Below are 16,174 nucleotides of genomic sequence, written 5' to 3'. Positions count from 1 at the left end.
ATCCGCGCTACTAAGGCGGGACTGCCGCCACTGGATACACATGAATAAAACGCTGATTATTGCCGAGAAGCCCTCGGTAGCCCTCGATATATCACGCGCCTTGGGAGGCTTTGCGCGCGAGGGCGACTATTTTGAAAGCGAACGTTACGTCCTCGCTTCGAGCATAGGCCATTTGCTCAGCTTGGTCGCGCCCAACGATCCGGTCAAGGGGAAGTGGAGCTTCACGCACCTGCCCGTGATCCCGCCTGAATTCGAACTGGGGCCCACCGACAAGAAATCAGCGGAACGCCTGAAACTGCTGGTCCGCCTGGCCAAGCGCAAGGACGTGGACGCCATCATCAACGCCTGTGACGCCGGGCGCGAGGGCGAGCTGATCTTCCGCTACATCATTCAGTACGCGGGCGTGAAAAAGCCGATCCAGCGCCTCTGGCTGCAGTCGATGACCCAGGCCGCCATCCGCGAAGCCTTCGCCAACCTGCGCGACGACGTGCAGCTCAAGCCGCTGGAAGCGGCCGCCCGCTCGCGCGCCGAGGCCGACTGGCTGGTCGGCATCAACGGCACGCGCGCCATGACCGCCTTCAACAGCAAGGACGGCGGCTTCTTCAAGACGCCGGTCGGGCGGGTCCAGACGCCCACGCTGGCCATCGTGGCCGAGCGCGAGGAACGCATCCGCCGCTTCGTGCCGCGCGACTACTGGGAAGTGCGCGCGCAGTTCGTGGCGGCCGCCGGCCTGTACGAAGGCCGCTGGATCGACCCCGACTTCAAGAAAGACGAGCGCGACCCGGAAAAGCGCGAATCGCGCCTGTGGTCGCAGGCCGCCGCGCAAAGCGTGGTGGCCGCCTGCCGCGACCAGCCCGGCAGCGTCACCGAGGAATCCAAGCCGTCGACCCAGATGTCGCCGGCCCTGTACGACCTGACGTCGCTGCAGCGCGAGGCCAACGGCCGCTTCGGCTTTTCGGCCAAGACCACGCTGGCGCTGGCCCAGACCCTGTACGAACGCCACAAGGCCCTGACCTACCCGCGTACCGATTCGCGCTACCTGCCCGAGGACTACATCGGCACGGTGCAGGAAACCATGCGCGCGCTGGCCAAGGGCGGCTCCAACGCGGTCGGCAGCCTGTCGCGCCACGCCGAGACGGTGGTCGGCCAGCAATGGGTCAAGCCGAACCGCCGCATCTTCGACAACAAGAAGGTGTCGGACCACTTCGCCATCATTCCCACGCTGCAGATCCCGCACGACCTCAGCGAGGCCGAGGGCAAGCTGTACGACCTGGTGCTCAAGCGCTTCCTGGCGGTGTTCTTCCCCGCCGCGGAATACCGCGTCACCACGCGCATGACCGAAGTGCAGGGGCACCGCTTCCGCACCGACGGCAAGGTGCTGGTCAACCCGGGCTGGCTGACCGTCTACGGCAAGGAAGCGCAGGGCGAGGACGCCAACCTGGTGCCGGTGGCCGACGGCGAAACCGTGCGCACCGAGGACGTGGAAGCCGTGGGCCTGTCGACCAAGCCGCCGGCGCGCTTCAACGAAGCCACGCTGCTGTCGGCCATGGAAGGCGCCGGCAAGCTGGTCGATGACGAAGAACTGCGCGAAGCCATGTCCGAGCGCGGCCTGGGCACGCCGGCCACGCGCGCGGCCATCATCGAAGGCCTGCTCAACGAAGCCTACCTGCGCCGCGAGGGCCGCGACCTGGTGCCCACCGCCAAGGCGCGCCAGCTGATGACGCTGCTCTCGGGCCTGGACGTCTCCGAACTCACCTCGCCCGAACTGACCGGCGAATGGGAGCACAAGCTCAAGCAGATCGAGCAGGGCGGCCTGGACCGCGCCGCCTTCATGCGCGAGATCGCCCAGATGACGCAGGTCATCGTCAAGCGCGCCAAGGAATACGAGCGCGACACGGTGCCCGGCGACTACGCCACGCTGCAGACGCCCTGCCCCAAGTGCGGCGGCGTCGTGAAGGAAAACTACCGCCGCTACGCCTGCACCAACTGCGACTTCTCCATCGGCAAGCATCCCGGCGGGCGCACCTTCGAGCTGCCGGAAGTCGAAGAGCTGCTGGCCAAGCGCGAGATCGGGCCGCTGCAGGGCTTCATCAGCAAGATGGGCCGGCCGTTCGCCGCCATCCTGCGCATCAGCGACGAGTACAAGCTGGAATTCGACTTCGGCCAGAACGACGAGGACGACAACGAAGCGGTGGACTTCTCCGGCCACACGCCGGTGGGTGCCTGCCCCAAGTGCCATGCGCGCGTGTTCGAGCACGGCATGAGCTACGTCTGCGAGAAATCCGTCGGCCCCGCCAAGACCTGCGATTTCCGGTCCGGCAAGGTCATCCTGCAGCAGGAAATATCGCGCGCGCAGATGGAGAAGCTGCTGACCGACGGCCGCACCGACCTGCTCGACGGCTTCGTCTCCAGCCGCACCAACCGCAAGTTCAAGGCGTTCCTGGTGCGCCAGCCGGACGGCAAGATCGGCTTCGAGTTCGAGCCGCGTCCCGAGAAGCCCGGCCGCGCCCCGGCCAAGACGGCCAGCAAGACGGCCGCCAAGACCGCGGCCAAGAAAGCCCCCGCCAAGAAGGCCGCGGTGAAGAAGACGGCGACCAAGACCGCCGCCAAAACCGCCACCAAGACCGCGGCCAAGAAGGCCGCGAAAAAGACGGCCGCCTGATGGACGTCCCGCGCCGGCGCGCAGGCGCGCCGGCGTATCGTATGACCTGGCCTAGACGCCGGCGGCCATTGCGGCCGCCGGCGTTTTGCCTATCAGCGGAGCAGGACCGATGACGACACTACCGTATCTGCGCAACTTCGATCTCACGGGCCAGGTGGCCCTGGTGACCGGCTCGGCCCGCGGGCTGGGCTTCTGTATCGCGCGGGCGCTGGCCGGCTGCGGCGCGCGCGTGCTGATCAACGGCCGCAACGCGCAGGCCGCCGCAGCCGCCGCGGGCGAACTGGCCGCCGCCGGCCTGGACGCGCATGCGCTGCCGTTCGACGTGAGCGACGATGACGCCATGGCGCGGGCCTTCGAACGCATCGACCGCGAACATGGCCGGCTGGACATCCTGGTGAACAACGTCGGGGCGCGCAACCGCAAGACGCTGGCCGACACCAGCGTGGCCGAGATCCGCGCGCTGATCGACACCGACCTGGTGGCCGGCATCCTGCTGGCCAAGCTCGCCGCCGAACGCATGGCGCGCCAGGGCAGCGGACGCCTGATCGCCATCACCTCCGTGGTGGGCGAGCTGGCCCGCTCGGGCGATGCCGTCTATCCGGCGGCCAAGCAGGGCCTGACCGGCATGGTGCGCGCGCTGGCGGCCGAATTCGGCGGGCGCGGCATCACCAGCAACGCGATCGCGCCAGGCACCTTCGCCACCGAGACCAATGCGGAAATGATCGCCGACCCCGACGTCGGCCCGCGCGTCGCCGCGCGCAATCCGACGGGCCGCTGGGGCGAACCGGAAGAGATCGCCGGCGCGGCCGTGTTCCTGGCCTCGCCGGCGGCGTCATACGTCAACGGCCACGTGCTGGTGGTGGACGGGGGCTTGTCGATCCAGTTCTGACGGGACGGCCGGGCCGGTTACGACTCGTCCTGGTACCACACGCCTTCGGCCAGCATCATGCGCTGATGGCCGTGGCCGGCCGGCATCATCGGGAAGCAGTTCTCCTGCGCCGCGACCGCCACGTCCAGGAAGTACGGGCCGTCGTGCGCCAGGCATTCGGCCAGCGCCGCGTCCAGCTGCGCCGGATCGTCGACGCGGGCCGCGCCCCAGCCGAAGGCGCGCGCCAGGGCCACGAAATCGGGCAGCGACGCGTTGTAGCTGTGGCTGTAGCGCCCGCCGTGGATCAGCTCCTGCCACTGGCGCACCATGCCCATGTAGCCGTTGTTGCACAGCACGACCTTGACCGGCGTCCGGTGCTGCATGGCGGTGGACAGCTCCTGGATGTTCATCAGCACCGAAGCGTCGCCGCTGACGCAGACCACCGTCTTGTCGGGATGGCCGACCTGCGCGCCGATCGCGGCGGGCACGCCGTAGCCCATGGTGCCGGCCCCGCCCGAGGTCAGCCAGCGGTTGGGCGCGTCGAAGCGCAGGTATTGCGCCGCCCACATCTGGTGCTGGCCCACGTCGGTGGAGACGATGGCGTCGCGGCCGGCCAGCGCCGCGTTCAGGCGCGACATCAGGTGCTGCGGCAGGATGGCGTCGGCGGCCGGCGTATAGCCCAGGCAGTCCTGGGCGCGCCAGCCCGCGATGCGGTCCCACCAGGGCGCCAGCCGCGCGGCCGGCAGCGGCGCATCGCCCAGCTCGGCGCGCAGCGCGCTCACCAGCGGCAGGCAGTCGCCCACCAGCGCGACGTCCACGCGCACCACCTTGTTGATCGAGGCGGGATCGATGTCGATATGGATCTTGCGGGCGTAGGGGCAGAATTCCGACAGCTTGCCGGTGATGCGGTCATCGAAGCGCGCGCCGATACAGACCACCAGGTCGGCGTGGTGCATGGCCAGGTTGGCCTCGACCGTGCCGTGCATGCCCAGCATGCCCACGAATTGCGGGCTGGACGCGGGGAAGGCGCCCAGGCCCATCAGCGTCAGCGTGCAGGGCGCGCCGGTATGGCGCACCAGGTCGGCGAAGGCGGCGCAGGCTTCGGGGCCGGCGTTCACCAGTCCGCCGCCGCCGTAGAAGATGGGCCGCCTGGCCTGAGCGATGAGCGCGGCGGCGCGGCGCACGGCCGATTGCGGCAGTTTGGGCGCGAGCTTGCCGGCCTGGCGCCGCGCGCGCAGCGCGGCCAGCTTCTGCTGCGTGGGCGCGGCCGGGATGCCGTCGTCGGCGTCGCGCGGCACGGCCAGCTGCACGTCCTTGGGGAAGTCCACCAGCACCGGGCCGGGACGGCCCTGGCGCGTCAGCTCGAAGGCGCGCCCCACCACGCCGGCGACGTCGTCCACCGCGCGGATCTGGGTGTTCCACTTGGTCACCGAGCGCGAGATGCCGATGGCGTCGCACTCCTGGAAGGCGTCGGTGCCGATGGCGGCCGTGGCCACCTGGCCGCTGATGCACAGTACCGGGATCGAGTCGCACATGGCGTCCAGCAGCCCCGAGGTGGTGTTGGCCATGCCCGGGCCCGAAGTGACGAAGACCACGCCGGTGCGGCCGGTGCTGCGGGCGTAGCCCTCGGCGGCGTGCACGGCCGCCTGCTCGTGGCGCACCAGCACGTGCTTGAGGCGCGGCTCGGCGTAGAGCGCGTCGTACAGGGGCAGCACGGCGCCCCCGGGATAGCCGAACACCGTATCCACGCCGTGGGCGATCAGGGTATCGAGCAGAATTTTCGCCCCGTTGTCAGCGGGGCGATCAGAGGCGGCAAGCGCGGCGGCGGCGGTGGGGTGCAGGCGATCGTTCATGCTATCTATCTTATTCGTAGATCCGAAGAATATTTATCTTCTTTTCCACCAATAACCGGTAGACGCAGTAAATTTATCTTTGATTTGGAGGAATCAAAGAAAATGAACCTGGACAAGTTTGACCTCGCCATTCTCAAGGTGCTGCAGGAGAATGCGCGCGCCAGCCTGAACGACATCGGCGCGGCCGTGGGGCTGTCGTCCACGCCCTGCTGGAACCGCATCAAGCGCATGGAAAGCGCCGGCGTGATCCGCGGCTACACCGTCGACATCGACCCGGCCAGCCTGGGCTTCATGGACACGGTGATCGTCCACGTCACGCTGGAGAGCCACAGCGAGGAGACCCTGTACGAGTTCGGCCGGGCGCTGGCGCAGATCCCCGAGGTGCTGGAGGCCTTTCTGGTCTCGGGCGACTACGACTACTACATCCGCATCGCCGTGCGCGACACGCGCGACTACGAGCGCCTGCTGCGCGAACAGCTCTACCGGATTCCGGGCATCCGGCACAGCAAATCGTGTTTCGTGCTGCGCCGCCTCAAGGAGACCCAGCTGCCGCTGACCGGGCTGGCGAACTGAACCGGGGCCTAGTGCAGCACGAAGTCCACCGGCCGCGGCGCCTCGGGCAGGGGCCGCACGCCCAGGCCTTCGAGCAGGTCGATCTCTATCGTGCGCGCCAGCGCCGACAGCGGCAGGTCGTTCTCGTCCTTGCCGAAGGGGTCTTCCAGTTCGTCGCCCAGCGCGTCCAGGCCGAAGAAGGTGTAGGCGACGATGGAGACCGCCACCGGCGTCAGGAATTCCAGCGCGCCCACCAGCCCGAACGGCAGCAGCAGGCAGAACAGCCAGGCGGTCCGGTGCAGCAGCAACGAATAGGCGTAGGGCGAGGGCGTGAACTTGATGCGCTCGCAGGACGCCTGGATCGCGGCGCAGGCGGCCACGCGCCCGGTCAGCCCCTGGTACACGATGTCGCTCAGCTCGCCGCGCCGCAGGCAGCCGGCCAGGTCGCGGTTGATGGCCAGCAGCAGCGCGTCCGGCACGTTGCGGCACGCCGCCAGGGCCTCGGCCTCGTCCTGCGGCACCCAGGGGCGAGCGGCGGCGGCCATGTCCTCCTCGCGCAGGCGCGCGGCCAGCGCATAGCCGAAGCCGACGACCCGCCGCACGATGCGCTCCTGCACCGGATTGGCGGTGCTGGCCGCCAGCAGCACCGCGCTTTCGCGCGCCAGGCTGCGCGCCTGCACGATCAGCTCGCCCCACTGCTTGCGGGCTTCCCACCAGCGGTCGTAGCAGACGTTGTTGCGAAAGCCCATGAAGACGGACAGGGCCAGGCCGAACAGCGAAAACGGCACCGCCGACAGATGCGCCGGCGAAAACCAGCGCTGGTGGTACATCCACACCACCAGGCACGAAAGCAGCGTGATGACCAGGATGCGGCTGAAGATGCGCGGAACGATGGAGCCGCGCAGGACGAAGAACAGGGCCAGCGCGGAAGGACGCGGACGAACGATCATGATGGTGCGTGTTCGGTCGGAAAGGGAGCGGCGCCCACTATACGCCCGTCCTCGCGGCGCATGGGCGTCTATATAATCCTGTTTCGTCTCACCGCCACTTCCGCCGCTCCATGACCACCGAAGACACCCCGATCAAGCCCTGGCATGTCGTGCGCCGCTCCAAGCTGCACGGCAACGGCGTCTTCGCCGCGCGCAAGATCCCCGCGGGCACGCGCATCATCGAGTACGGCGGCAAGCGCATCAGCGCCAAAGAGGCGGACCGCCGCCATCCGACCAATCCGGACGATCCCTTCCACACGTTTTTCTTCGCGCTCAGTTCCGGCCGCGTGATCGACGGCGGCGACGAAGGCAACGACGCCCGCTGGATCAACCATTCCTGCGAGCCCAACTGCGAAGCCCAGGAAGGCAAGCACGGCAAGCGCGTCTATATCGTGGCGCTGCGCGACATCCCGCGCGGCACCGAACTGTCCTACGACTACGGCCTGGTGCTCGACGGCCGCATCACCAAGAAGCTCAAGGAAGGCTACCGCTGCCTTTGCGGCACGCCGCCGTGCCGCGGCACGATGCTGGCCCTGCCCGAGAAAAAGAAGAAGAAAGCCGCCAAGCCGCAGGCCGACGCCGCCGCAACCTGAACACCGATCCGTCCCCCCTCATGACGCCCGGCCCCGGACAGGCGTACAATCGGCCAGGTCGTTAACACGACATGCAGTACGTCTTCAGGGCGGGGTGAAATTCCCCACCGGCGGTATGCCATGCAATGTGGCGAGCCCGCGAGCGCCCGGCGTCCGACACGGACGGCGGGGTCAGCAGATCTGGTGAGATGCCAGGGCCGACGGTCACAGTCCGGATGAGAGAAGATGTGCCGGCACAACTCCGCCCATCCCGGCGCGCCCGCGCCCGGACGACGGTATTGCGTCCGGCTGTCTAGAGCAGCCCTGGAACGTTTTTCGCCCCTTTTCAACTTGCGAGAGCGTTTCCAATGTCCAACGTCATTCCTGCCCAGCAGTCCCCCCTCCCCAGCCTGGCTTCGCAGCCTTTCGCCGCCCGCCTGCAGCGCGCCCTGCATCATCTGCGCCTGGGCCGTCCGGTCATTCTCATGGACGACTTCGACCGCGAGAACGAGGCCGACCTGATCGTCGCCGCCGACAAGCTCACCGTGCCGGTCATGGCCCAGCTGATCCGCGACGGCAGCGGCATCGTGTGCCTGTGCCTGCCCGGCGAAACCCTGGACCGACTGGGCCTGCCGCCCATGGTCCAGCGCAACCAGAGCCGCTACGCCACCGCCTTCACCGTGTCGATCGAGGCGCGCGAAGGCGTCTCCACCGGCGTGTCGGCCGTGGACCGCGTCACCACCATCCGCGCGGCCATCTCGCCGGCGGCGCAAAGCGAGGACATCGTCAGCCCGGGCCACGTGTTTCCGCTGCGCGCCCAGCCGGGCGGCGTGCTGACCCGCCGCGGCCACACCGAAGGCTCGGTGGACCTGGCGGTGCTGGCGGGCCTGCGCCCGGCCGGCGTGCTGTGCGAGCTGATGAACGCCGACGGCACCATGATGCGCGGCGCGGCGCTGGAACGCTATGCCGCCCAGCACGGCCTGGTCGCGCTGACCATCGCCGAACTGGCCGACCACCTGCAGCAGCAGCGCGACGGCCAGGCGCAAGCCATCGACGACGAAGTGCTGGAGATGGCCGCCACGGTCTGATCCCCGAGGGAGGCGGGTACACGGCGGGCGGGCCGGCGATGGCATAATCCGCCCATGCGGGCGGCGCCATCGAGTCGCCCGCCGGAAATTCCATGAGCGATTGCTCATGTTTGATACTCGCCTTTCTCCGCACCCATGACCGCCATCCCACAGCCCCGGAAATCGCCGCGCCAGCTCCGGTCGCAGCACACCGTGGACACGATTCTGCAAGCGACGGCTCGCGTTCTGGCCACGCATGGCTATGCCGGCACCAACACCAACCTGATCGCCCAGACCGCCGGCGTCAGCGTCGGCTCGCTGTACCAGTACTTTCCCAACAAGAACGCGCTGATCGCGGCGCTGCACGACCGCCACGACAACCAGATGCTGGACGTGATCGACCGGGTCCTGGACAGCAATCCCGCCGCCACGCTGCGCGAGCGCGTCGCGGCCATCGTGCAGGCGATGCTGCACGCGCACCTGCTCGAACCGGCGCTGCACCGCGTGCTGGAAAGGGAATTCCCGCTGTTCGACCAGCCGCACGAACACAGCCGCGCCGACCAGGACATCCATCGCCGCATGCGCCATCTGCTGGAATTCCATCGCAGCGAAATCGCGCAGCAGGACCGCGACCTGGCCACCTACGTGGTGCTGCGCATCATGGAATCGCTGGTGCACGCAGCCGCGCTGGAACCGCCGGCCGGCTTCTCGCCGCAGCAGCTGGAACAGGCGGTGGTCGATGCGGTGATGGGCTACCTGGGCACGCCTGCGCGCGCGCCGCGCAAGACGGCGGCCGCCAGGAAAACCGCGCGCCGCTAGGCGGCCGCGGCCATGCGCGCCAGGCAGTCGGCGGCGTCGCCATGGACGATGCGGGCGCTGCAGGCCAGCATCAGGTTCAGGGTCAGGCCGAAGTCCTCGACCGTATAGCCCTGCGCGTCGACCATGCGCGAGGCGCCGTCGTCGGCCGCCGCGCCGACGGCCACCTGCTCGATCAGCGATCCGGCCTGCCCGGTATAGCCCCATACCGGCTTGCCGAGGGCGATGGCGTAGCCGACCTCGAAGGCCGTGCCGGAATCGGGCTCGGCGCCGCGAAACGGATTCAGGTTCGCCATCACCATGTCGGCGCGGCGGATCAGCGCCACGTTTTCACGGTAGATCCATTGCGCCAGCGCCTGGCCGGAAAGGTCCGCGGGCGCCTGGTTGTCCAACGGGAACAGCCCCTCGAAGCCGTGGGCCGCGCACAGCGCCTTCAGACGCTCGCCGTGCGCCCGGGCGTCGGGCAGGAAGACGTCGAAACCGGCGAGATAGATGCTGCGCGCCGTCATTTCAGAACATGCCGTTCTTGTTGGCCGGATTCTCGGGGATCTCCTGGCTCACGTCCCAGTGCTCGACGATCTTGCCGTTTTCCACGCGGAAAATATCCACCACGGCCTGGCCGCGGTCTTCGGGAGAATCGCGCCACCAGTTGTGGATCATCACCAGGTCGCCCTCGGCGATGACGCGCTTGATCTCGACCACGGATTGCGGGTGCTGCTCGAAATAGGCCGGGAAGAAATCCACCACGGGCTCGACGCCGTCGCGCATGTACGGGTTGTGCTGGCGGTAGCTGGGGCCGATGTACTGGCGCACGGCCTCGTCGAAATTGCGGTCCTGGAACATCATGCGGAAAAATCCCACCACGATGTCCTTGTTGGACTGCGGGCCGGCCGCGCCCGCCGGCGCCCCCGCCAGGACGGCGGCGGCCAGCACGCAAAAGACCAACGATTTCAACTTCATACGCATACGGGGCAACCCAGGTCGTGACGCCGGCAGGCGCGGTTCGCCAGTTTACAAACAAAACTGCGAATACCGGCGCCTTGCCCCCATCGGCCGCGAAGGCCGCCGGCTCAGTAACCGACGGTGTAGCGGCGGCGCGAATGCTTGGGCGTCTCCAGCTCGTCGACCAGCGCGATGGCGTAGTCTTCCATCGAGATCCAGCTCTTGCCCTCTTCGTCAGCCAGCAGCGCGTCGTCGCCCAGCCGGAACTTGCCGGTGCGCTCGCCCGGCTCGAACAGGGCCGACGGCGACAGGAAGGTCCAGTTCAGCACTTTTTCCTGGCGCAGCACGTCCAGGAACACCACGCCGGCGCGCGCTTCGGGCCGGTAGGCGTCCGGGAATTCGGGCGTGTCGATCAGCATCTTGCCGGGCGCGACCTGCAGGCTGCCCGCGCCGCCCACCACCAGCAGTCGCGGCACGCCGGCGTCCTTCACCGCGTGCAGCAGCGGCTTGGCGTCCGAGGACACGAAGCGCGAGGCGCTGATCACGGCGTCGTGGCCGGCCAGGATGGAGGTCAGCGCCTCCGGATCGGTGGCGTCGCCCTGCTTGATGGTCAGGCCGGGCTGGGGGTTCACGTCGGACAGGTTGCGGGCGATGCCCGTGACCTGATGGCCGCGCTTGAGCAATTCATCGGCCACGCGCGAACCCACGCGGCCGGTAATTCCGATCAATGCGACTTTCATGGTCTTGCTCCTTGGTAGGGGAGCCGGTCGGCGCCGCCCCATGCGGCGCTGCGCGTCCGGCTCAGGCAAAGCCATACTATTCGTTCGGATTCCGTCGAAAAACCCCGAAAGGGAAAAGAGTTTTTTGCAGAATATGCACCAATTGCGCGCGGATCGCGCCGGCGCCACGCCTGCCAGTGTGCGCCGCGCGGCCCCGCTTGAACAGGGGCCGCCGGCGGCGCGGCCGGTCAGCCGGCGGCGCGCTGCGCCTGGTAGACCTGCAGGTGGGTGTAGGCGGCGCGCAGGTAGGTCGCGTCCACGCCCAGCGTGCGGGCGCGGCGCACCATGTCGCCCACGATGTGGTCGGCCTCGACCGGCAGGCCCTGGCGCAGGTCGCGGAACATCGAGGCCGTCATGGCCTGGGCCGGGTCGGTCAGGATCTTGCGCGCCGAGGCGTCGGCCTCGGGTCGCACGGCGTGGCCGGAAGCGGCGGCCACGGCCTGCGACTCCTGCAGCAGCGTGGTCAGGATGTCGACGCCGTCGTCGGTGGAGGCGATCTGCCCGACCGAGCCGCGCATCATGCAGGTGGCGGCCGCCAGCGTGGTCAGGAACACGTATTTTTCCCAGATGTCCTGGTAGATCGCGGTGCTCAGGCGGCTGGTGTATTCGCCGCCGGCCAACGCCTGCTCCAGCGCCTCGCAGCGCGCGCTGCGGGCCGGACCGGCGCGTTCGCCGAAGACGATGGCGGCATGCTTGCCCAGGTGCACCACCTCGCCTTCCGGGCCCAGCGTGGCGTTGATCTGGCACAGCCCGCCCAGCACGCGGTGCGGTTCGAACGCCTGGTCCAGCACCTCGTACTGCAGCACGCCGTTCATGATGGGCAGCACCGCCGTGTCCGGCCCGACCGCCGGGCGGATGGCCTCGATGGCGCTGGCCAGGTCATAGGCCTTGCAGCTCAGCACCACCACGTCATAGGCGCCTTCGAGGGTGTCGCGGGTCGCCAGCTTGGGATGCAGCGTGGCGTCGCCCAGCGGGCTCTGGATGCGCAGGCCTTGTTCGCGCAGCCTGGCCGCGCGCGGCTCGCGCACCAGGAACGTCACGTCCGCGCCCGCCTGGGCCGCGCGCCCTCCGAAATACCCGCCGGTGCCGCCGGCGCCCAAGAACAACAAGCGCATATCCGTCTCCTGTCAGTGAGCCCGCCTGCGCGGCGGGCCGATGGCGGAATTATGCGCCTTGCGGCGGCGCGGGACGGTGGCGCTCGGCCCAGGCCTCGTAGCCGCCGCGCAAAGCCCAGGTCTTGGGATAGCCGGCCGCGCGCAGCCGCGAGGCCAGCAGCGCGGCCGAGACTTCGTTGGGGCAGGCGCAATAGACCACGATGTCGGAATCCAGCGCCTCGGCGGAAAGCTGCGGCAGCGGCGCCTTCAGGTCCACGGCGATCGCGCCCGGGATGCGCTGGTCTTCGGGCAACGACTCGGAGCGCACGTCGATCAGCATCGTGCTGCGGCCGGCCTCCAGCCGCTGCACCAGTTCGTCCACCGAAAGGCGCGGAATCACGCGCAGGCTGCGCAGCAGGATCTTGCGCCGCAGAAAGCGCGCCAGGATGTACAGCGCCAGCACCGCCGCCAGCACGCCCAGGCCCATCGCGCCATAGGTGCCGAGGATTTCCAGCACGTCGTTGACGATGCCGTGGAACAGGCCGCCCAGCAGCAGGGCCGAGCCGACCCAGATCAGCGAGCCCGCCAGGTCGTAGGCCAGGAAGCGCCGGTAGTCCGTGCCCGTCAGGCCGGCCATGACCGTCGACAGCGCCCCCGCGCCCGGCAGGAACTTGCACACCAGCAGCGCGCGCACGCCGATGCGCAGGTACAGGCGCTGGGTCTGGCGGATGCAGGAGTCCTGCGACAGCGACATCTTGCAGATCACGCCCAGCAGGCGCGAGCCGTAGCGCCGGCCGGCCAGATACCAGAGACTGTCGGCCAGCAGGCAGGCGAAGGTGGCGGCCAGCCAGGGCACGGCCCAGCCGCCCGCCCCGCCCAGGGCCCCGGCGGCGATCAGCATGGGATAGGCGGGCACCGGCAGGCCGGCCTGCTCGACCAGCACGTTGGCGAACACCAGCCAGCCGCCGTACTGTTCGAGCAATAGTTGGATATCTTGCATGGGGTGGTTCCTGCTTGCCGCGCTACGCGCGGCTCATTGCCCCGATTTTAGGCGCGCGGGCCGGTCCGCGACTGCCCCCCGGCGGCGCAACGGCCTGTCCCAGACAGATGCCGTCCACCCCGTGGGACAACGCGCACCACGCCGGTGCCGCCTATCCCCGCCAGGGTGCCTATAATCCTGCCCGGCCATCAGGTTTCCCCGACTTGCCGCGGGGACGCCGCATGGCATACAACTTGCTTCGCCCGGACTGGCCGCGCAATGACGCGCCGGCCCGCGCTCCCACCCCATGACCGATCCCACGCCCTCGATTCCGACCGCTCGCACCGGCATGCCCGCCGGCGGCCGCCGTTTCGCGCGCGATCGCGTCTGGCCTTCTCCCCGCCTAGGAGTTTCCTGCATGAAAGCCCTGTTTTCCCTGTCCGGCGGCGTCGCCCGCCGCGGCCTGCTCAAGCTGGCCGCCGCCGCCGCCGGCGCGCTGCTGCTGGGCGGCGCCGCCCAAGCCCAGGCGCCCGCCAAGACCAAGGTCGCCGCCATCTACACGGTGCCGGTCGAGCAGCAATGGGTTTCGCGCATCCACAAGGCGCTGACGGCCGCCCGCGACCGCGGCGAGATCGACTACACCTTCTCGGAAAACGTCACCAACGCCGACTACGAACGCGTGATGCGCCAGTACGCCGAGCAGGGCAACCAGCTGGTGGTGGGCGAGGCCTTCGCGGTCGAGGCCGCCGCCCGCAAGGTGGCCAAGGACTATCCGCAGACCGCCTTCCTGATGGGCTCCTCGGGCAAGCCGCAGCAGCCCAACTTCTCGGTCTTCGACAACTACATCCAGGAACCCGCCTACCTGACCGGCATGATCGCCGCCGGCATGAGCAAGACCGGCAAGATCGGCCTGGTGGGCGGCTATCCCATCCCCGAGGTCAACCGCCTGATGCAGGCCTTCATCGAGGGCGCCAAGGAAGTGAATCCGCAGGCCGAGTTCACCGTGACCTTCATCGGCTCCTGGTTCGATCCTCCGAAGGCCAAGGAAGCCGCCTTCGCCATGATCGACAAGGGCACGGACGTGCTGTATGCCGAGCGCTTCGGCGTGTCCGACGCCGCCAAGGAACGCGGCAAGCTGGCCATCGGCAACGTGATCGACACGCAGCCGCAATACCCCGAGACCGTGGTGGCCTCGGCCCTGTGGAGCATGGAGCCCACCATCGACGCCGCGCTCAAGCAGGTCAAGGCCGGCGCCTTCAAGGCCGAGGACTACGGCCAGTATTCGCTGATGAAGCACAAGGGTTCGTCGCTGGCGCCGCTGGGCACCTTCGAAAGCAAGATCCCGGCCGAGCTGATCGCGCGCGTGCAGGCCAGGCAGCAGGCCATCCTGGACGGCAGCTTCAGCGTCAAGGTCAACGACAAAGAACCCAAGTCCTCGGCACGATGAAACCTGCGCCTCTCGCCCTGCGCCTGACGGGGATCACCAAACGCTTCGGCAGCCTGACGGCCAACGACGACGTATCGCTCACGCTGGCCCAGGGCGAAGTGCTGGCCCTGCTGGGCGAGAACGGCGCCGGCAAGTCGACGCTGGTGTCCATTCTGTTCGGCCATTACGTCGCCGACGCCGGCAGCATCGAAGTCTTCGGCCAGCCGCTGCCGGCCGGCCGCCCCGACGCCGCGCTCGCGGCCGGCGTGGGCATGGTGCACCAGCACTTCACGCTGGCCGACAACCTGACCGTGCTGGACAACATCATGGTCGGCACCGAGTCGCTGTGGAAGCTGGCCTCCGGCCGCGGCAAGGCGCGCAAGCGCCTGCTGGAGCTGGGCCGGCGCTTCGGCCTGGGCGTGGACCCCGATGCGCGCGTCGGCGCGCTGTCGGTGGGCGAGAAGCAGCGGGTCGAGATCCTCAAGGCGCTGTACCGCGGCGCGCGCGTGCTGATCCTGGACGAACCCACGGCCGTGCTCACGCCGCAGGAGGTGCAGGACCTGTTCGCCACCCTGCGCGGCTTCGTCGACGAAGGCCTGGCGGTGATCTTCATCTCGCACAAGCTGGAAGAGGTCATGGCGGTGTCGCGCCGCGTGGCCGTGCTGCGCCAGGGCAGGCTGGTGGCCGAACGCGATACCGCCGGCACCAGCCCCGCCGAGCTGGCCGAGCTGATGGTGGGCCGCAAGGTCGTCATGCCACACGCCGAGGCCGTGGCGCCCGCCGAGCAGGCCGCCCCCGTCGTCACGCTGTCGCAGGTCAGCGTGCGCGACGGCCGCGACGGCGCGCTGCGCCTGGACAGCCTGGACCTGGTGGTGCACCGGCACGAGATCGTGGCCATCGCCGGCGTGGCCGGCAACGGCCAGCAGGCGCTGGTGTCGGTGCTGACCGGGCTGCGCCAGCCTTCCGATGGCGCGATACGCCTGGGCCCCGAACATGCCGCCGCGCCCACCACGCCGGCCGGCTGGACCGCCGCGCGCGTCGGCCGCATCCCGGAAGACCGCCACGGCGAGGGCATGATAGGCGACAGCCCCTTGTGGGAAAACGCCATCGTCGAAGACCTGAAGGACAGGCGCTTCGCGCGCTACGGCCTGATCCGCGCGCGCGCGGGCAAGGCCTATGCCGCCTCGCTGGCCCGGCAGTTCGACGTGCGCGCGGCCTCGCTGGACGTGCGCACGCGCAGCCTGTCCGGCGGCAATATGCAGAAGCTGATCCTGGGCCGCACCCTGGCGCGCGAGCCGCGCTTCATCGTCGCCGACCAGCCCACCTGGGGCCTGGACATCGGCGCCGTGGCCTATGTGCGCGAGCAGCTGCTGGCGGCCCGCAAGCGCGGCGCGGGCGTGCTGCTGGTGTCCGAGGACCTGGAAGAGATCTTCGCGCTGGCCGACCGCATCGCGGTGCTGTGCGGCGGCAAGCTGGTCGCCGTCAAGCCGGTGGCCGAATGGACGCCCGCCACGGTGGGCCTGGCCATGACGGGCACCCGCGCCTGACGGCGCCGGCGTCCTTACTACTGAGCAT

At 69.0% G+C, this 16,174-nt stretch carries 15 protein-coding genes and 1 riboswitch; of the genes, 8 read left to right on the top strand and 7 right to left on the bottom strand.

Going from position 1 to position 16,174, the window contains the following annotated elements:
• The first annotated feature begins 40 nt into the window (after positions 1 to 40).
• Positions 41 to 2,662: a DNA topoisomerase III gene (locus AC1IQ6_RS00230; RefSeq protein ID WP_485865618.1), complete on the top strand. Its 2,622-nt coding sequence runs from the start codon at positions 41 to 43 to the stop codon at positions 2,660 to 2,662.
• A gap of 109 nt (positions 2,663 to 2,771) precedes the next feature.
• Complete coding sequence (locus AC1IQ6_RS00225; RefSeq protein ID WP_111826255.1) at positions 2,772 to 3,551, top strand: SDR family oxidoreductase; 780 nt, start codon at positions 2,772 to 2,774, stop codon at positions 3,549 to 3,551.
• A gap of 17 nt (positions 3,552 to 3,568) precedes the next feature.
• Here the strand turns inward: AC1IQ6_RS00225 and ilvB are convergent, their stop codons facing one another.
• Positions 3,569 to 5,392: a biosynthetic-type acetolactate synthase large subunit gene (ilvB, locus tag AC1IQ6_RS00220; protein ID WP_111826256.1), complete on the bottom strand. Its 1,824-nt coding sequence runs from the start codon at positions 5,390 to 5,392 to the stop codon at positions 3,569 to 3,571.
• 93 nt (positions 5,393 to 5,485) lie between these two features.
• On the opposite strand from ilvB, the gene AC1IQ6_RS00215 reads away from it, so the two are divergent.
• A complete protein-coding gene (locus AC1IQ6_RS00215; RefSeq protein ID WP_102772919.1) occupies positions 5,486 to 5,956 on the top strand; it encodes an Lrp/AsnC family transcriptional regulator in 471 nt (156 codons plus the stop codon).
• 8 nt (positions 5,957 to 5,964) lie between these two features.
• Here the strand turns inward: AC1IQ6_RS00215 and AC1IQ6_RS00210 are convergent, their stop codons facing one another.
• On the bottom strand, positions 5,965 to 6,885 hold the full coding sequence (locus AC1IQ6_RS00210) for a bestrophin family protein (RefSeq protein WP_102772918.1): 921 nt from the start codon (positions 6,883 to 6,885) through the stop codon (positions 5,965 to 5,967).
• Positions 6,886 to 6,995: 110 nt separating this feature from the next.
• Here AC1IQ6_RS00210 and AC1IQ6_RS00205 point away from each other — a divergent pair, with 110 nt between their 5' ends.
• The 3 genes from AC1IQ6_RS00205 to AC1IQ6_RS00195 all read left to right on the top strand — a co-directional run bounded on the left by AC1IQ6_RS00205 (position 6,996) and on the right by AC1IQ6_RS00195 (position 9,382).
• Positions 6,996 to 7,517, top strand: a complete 522-nt coding sequence (locus AC1IQ6_RS00205; protein ID WP_102772917.1) for an SET domain-containing protein — start codon at positions 6,996 to 6,998, stop codon at positions 7,515 to 7,517.
• 76 nt (positions 7,518 to 7,593) lie between these two features.
• Positions 7,594 to 7,748, top strand: a riboswitch (FMN riboswitch).
• A gap of 116 nt (positions 7,749 to 7,864) precedes the next feature.
• Positions 7,865 to 8,584, top strand: a complete 720-nt coding sequence (gene ribB, locus AC1IQ6_RS00200) for a 3,4-dihydroxy-2-butanone-4-phosphate synthase (protein ID WP_102772916.1) — start codon at positions 7,865 to 7,867, stop codon at positions 8,582 to 8,584.
• Positions 8,585 to 8,719: 135 nt separating this feature from the next.
• Positions 8,720 to 9,382: a TetR/AcrR family transcriptional regulator gene (locus tag AC1IQ6_RS00195; protein WP_485865617.1), complete on the top strand. Its 663-nt coding sequence runs from the start codon at positions 8,720 to 8,722 to the stop codon at positions 9,380 to 9,382.
• On the opposite strand, the gene AC1IQ6_RS00190 is transcribed toward AC1IQ6_RS00195, so the two are convergent.
• From AC1IQ6_RS00190 to AC1IQ6_RS00170, 5 genes are all read right to left on the bottom strand, one after another.
• On the bottom strand, positions 9,379 to 9,888 hold the full coding sequence (locus AC1IQ6_RS00190) for a nucleoside 2-deoxyribosyltransferase (protein ID WP_485865616.1): 510 nt from the start codon (positions 9,886 to 9,888) through the stop codon (positions 9,379 to 9,381). The two genes, AC1IQ6_RS00195 and AC1IQ6_RS00190, sit on opposite strands and share 4 nt — an antisense overlap.
• A 1-nt stretch (position 9,889) precedes the next feature.
• On the bottom strand, positions 9,890 to 10,339 hold the full coding sequence (locus AC1IQ6_RS00185) for a nuclear transport factor 2 family protein (RefSeq protein ID WP_246842479.1): 450 nt from the start codon (positions 10,337 to 10,339) through the stop codon (positions 9,890 to 9,892).
• A gap of 110 nt (positions 10,340 to 10,449) precedes the next feature.
• Positions 10,450 to 11,061: an NAD(P)-dependent oxidoreductase gene (locus AC1IQ6_RS00180; protein WP_479730729.1), complete on the bottom strand. Its 612-nt coding sequence runs from the start codon at positions 11,059 to 11,061 to the stop codon at positions 10,450 to 10,452.
• A 227-nt stretch (positions 11,062 to 11,288) separates the two neighbouring features.
• Positions 11,289 to 12,215 (bottom strand): 2-dehydropantoate 2-reductase, encoded by a 927-nt coding sequence (gene panE / locus AC1IQ6_RS00175; protein WP_102772911.1) that lies wholly within the window; start codon positions 12,213 to 12,215, stop codon positions 11,289 to 11,291.
• Positions 12,216 to 12,264: 49 nt separating this feature from the next.
• On the bottom strand, positions 12,265 to 13,194 hold the full coding sequence (locus tag AC1IQ6_RS00170) for a DedA family protein/thiosulfate sulfurtransferase GlpE (RefSeq protein WP_102772910.1): 930 nt from the start codon (positions 13,192 to 13,194) through the stop codon (positions 12,265 to 12,267).
• 397 nt (positions 13,195 to 13,591) lie between these two features.
• On the opposite strand from AC1IQ6_RS00170, the gene AC1IQ6_RS00165 reads away from it, so the two are divergent.
• Together AC1IQ6_RS00165 and AC1IQ6_RS00160 are read left to right on the top strand one after the other, a co-directional pair.
• Positions 13,592 to 14,620, top strand: a complete 1,029-nt coding sequence (locus AC1IQ6_RS00165) for a BMP family protein (protein ID WP_102772909.1) — start codon at positions 13,592 to 13,594, stop codon at positions 14,618 to 14,620.
• A complete protein-coding gene (locus AC1IQ6_RS00160; protein WP_111826263.1) occupies positions 14,617 to 16,146 on the top strand; it encodes an ABC transporter ATP-binding protein in 1,530 nt (509 codons plus the stop codon). The genes AC1IQ6_RS00165 and AC1IQ6_RS00160 overlap by 4 nt, the downstream gene beginning before the upstream one ends.
• Positions 16,147 to 16,174: the final 28 nt, after the last annotated feature.

The organism is Achromobacter sp. MUI-25009338 (assembly GCF_057359325.1).
Note: the sequence above shows the minus strand (reverse complement) of the source record. Positions and strands in the feature narration are given on the sequence as shown.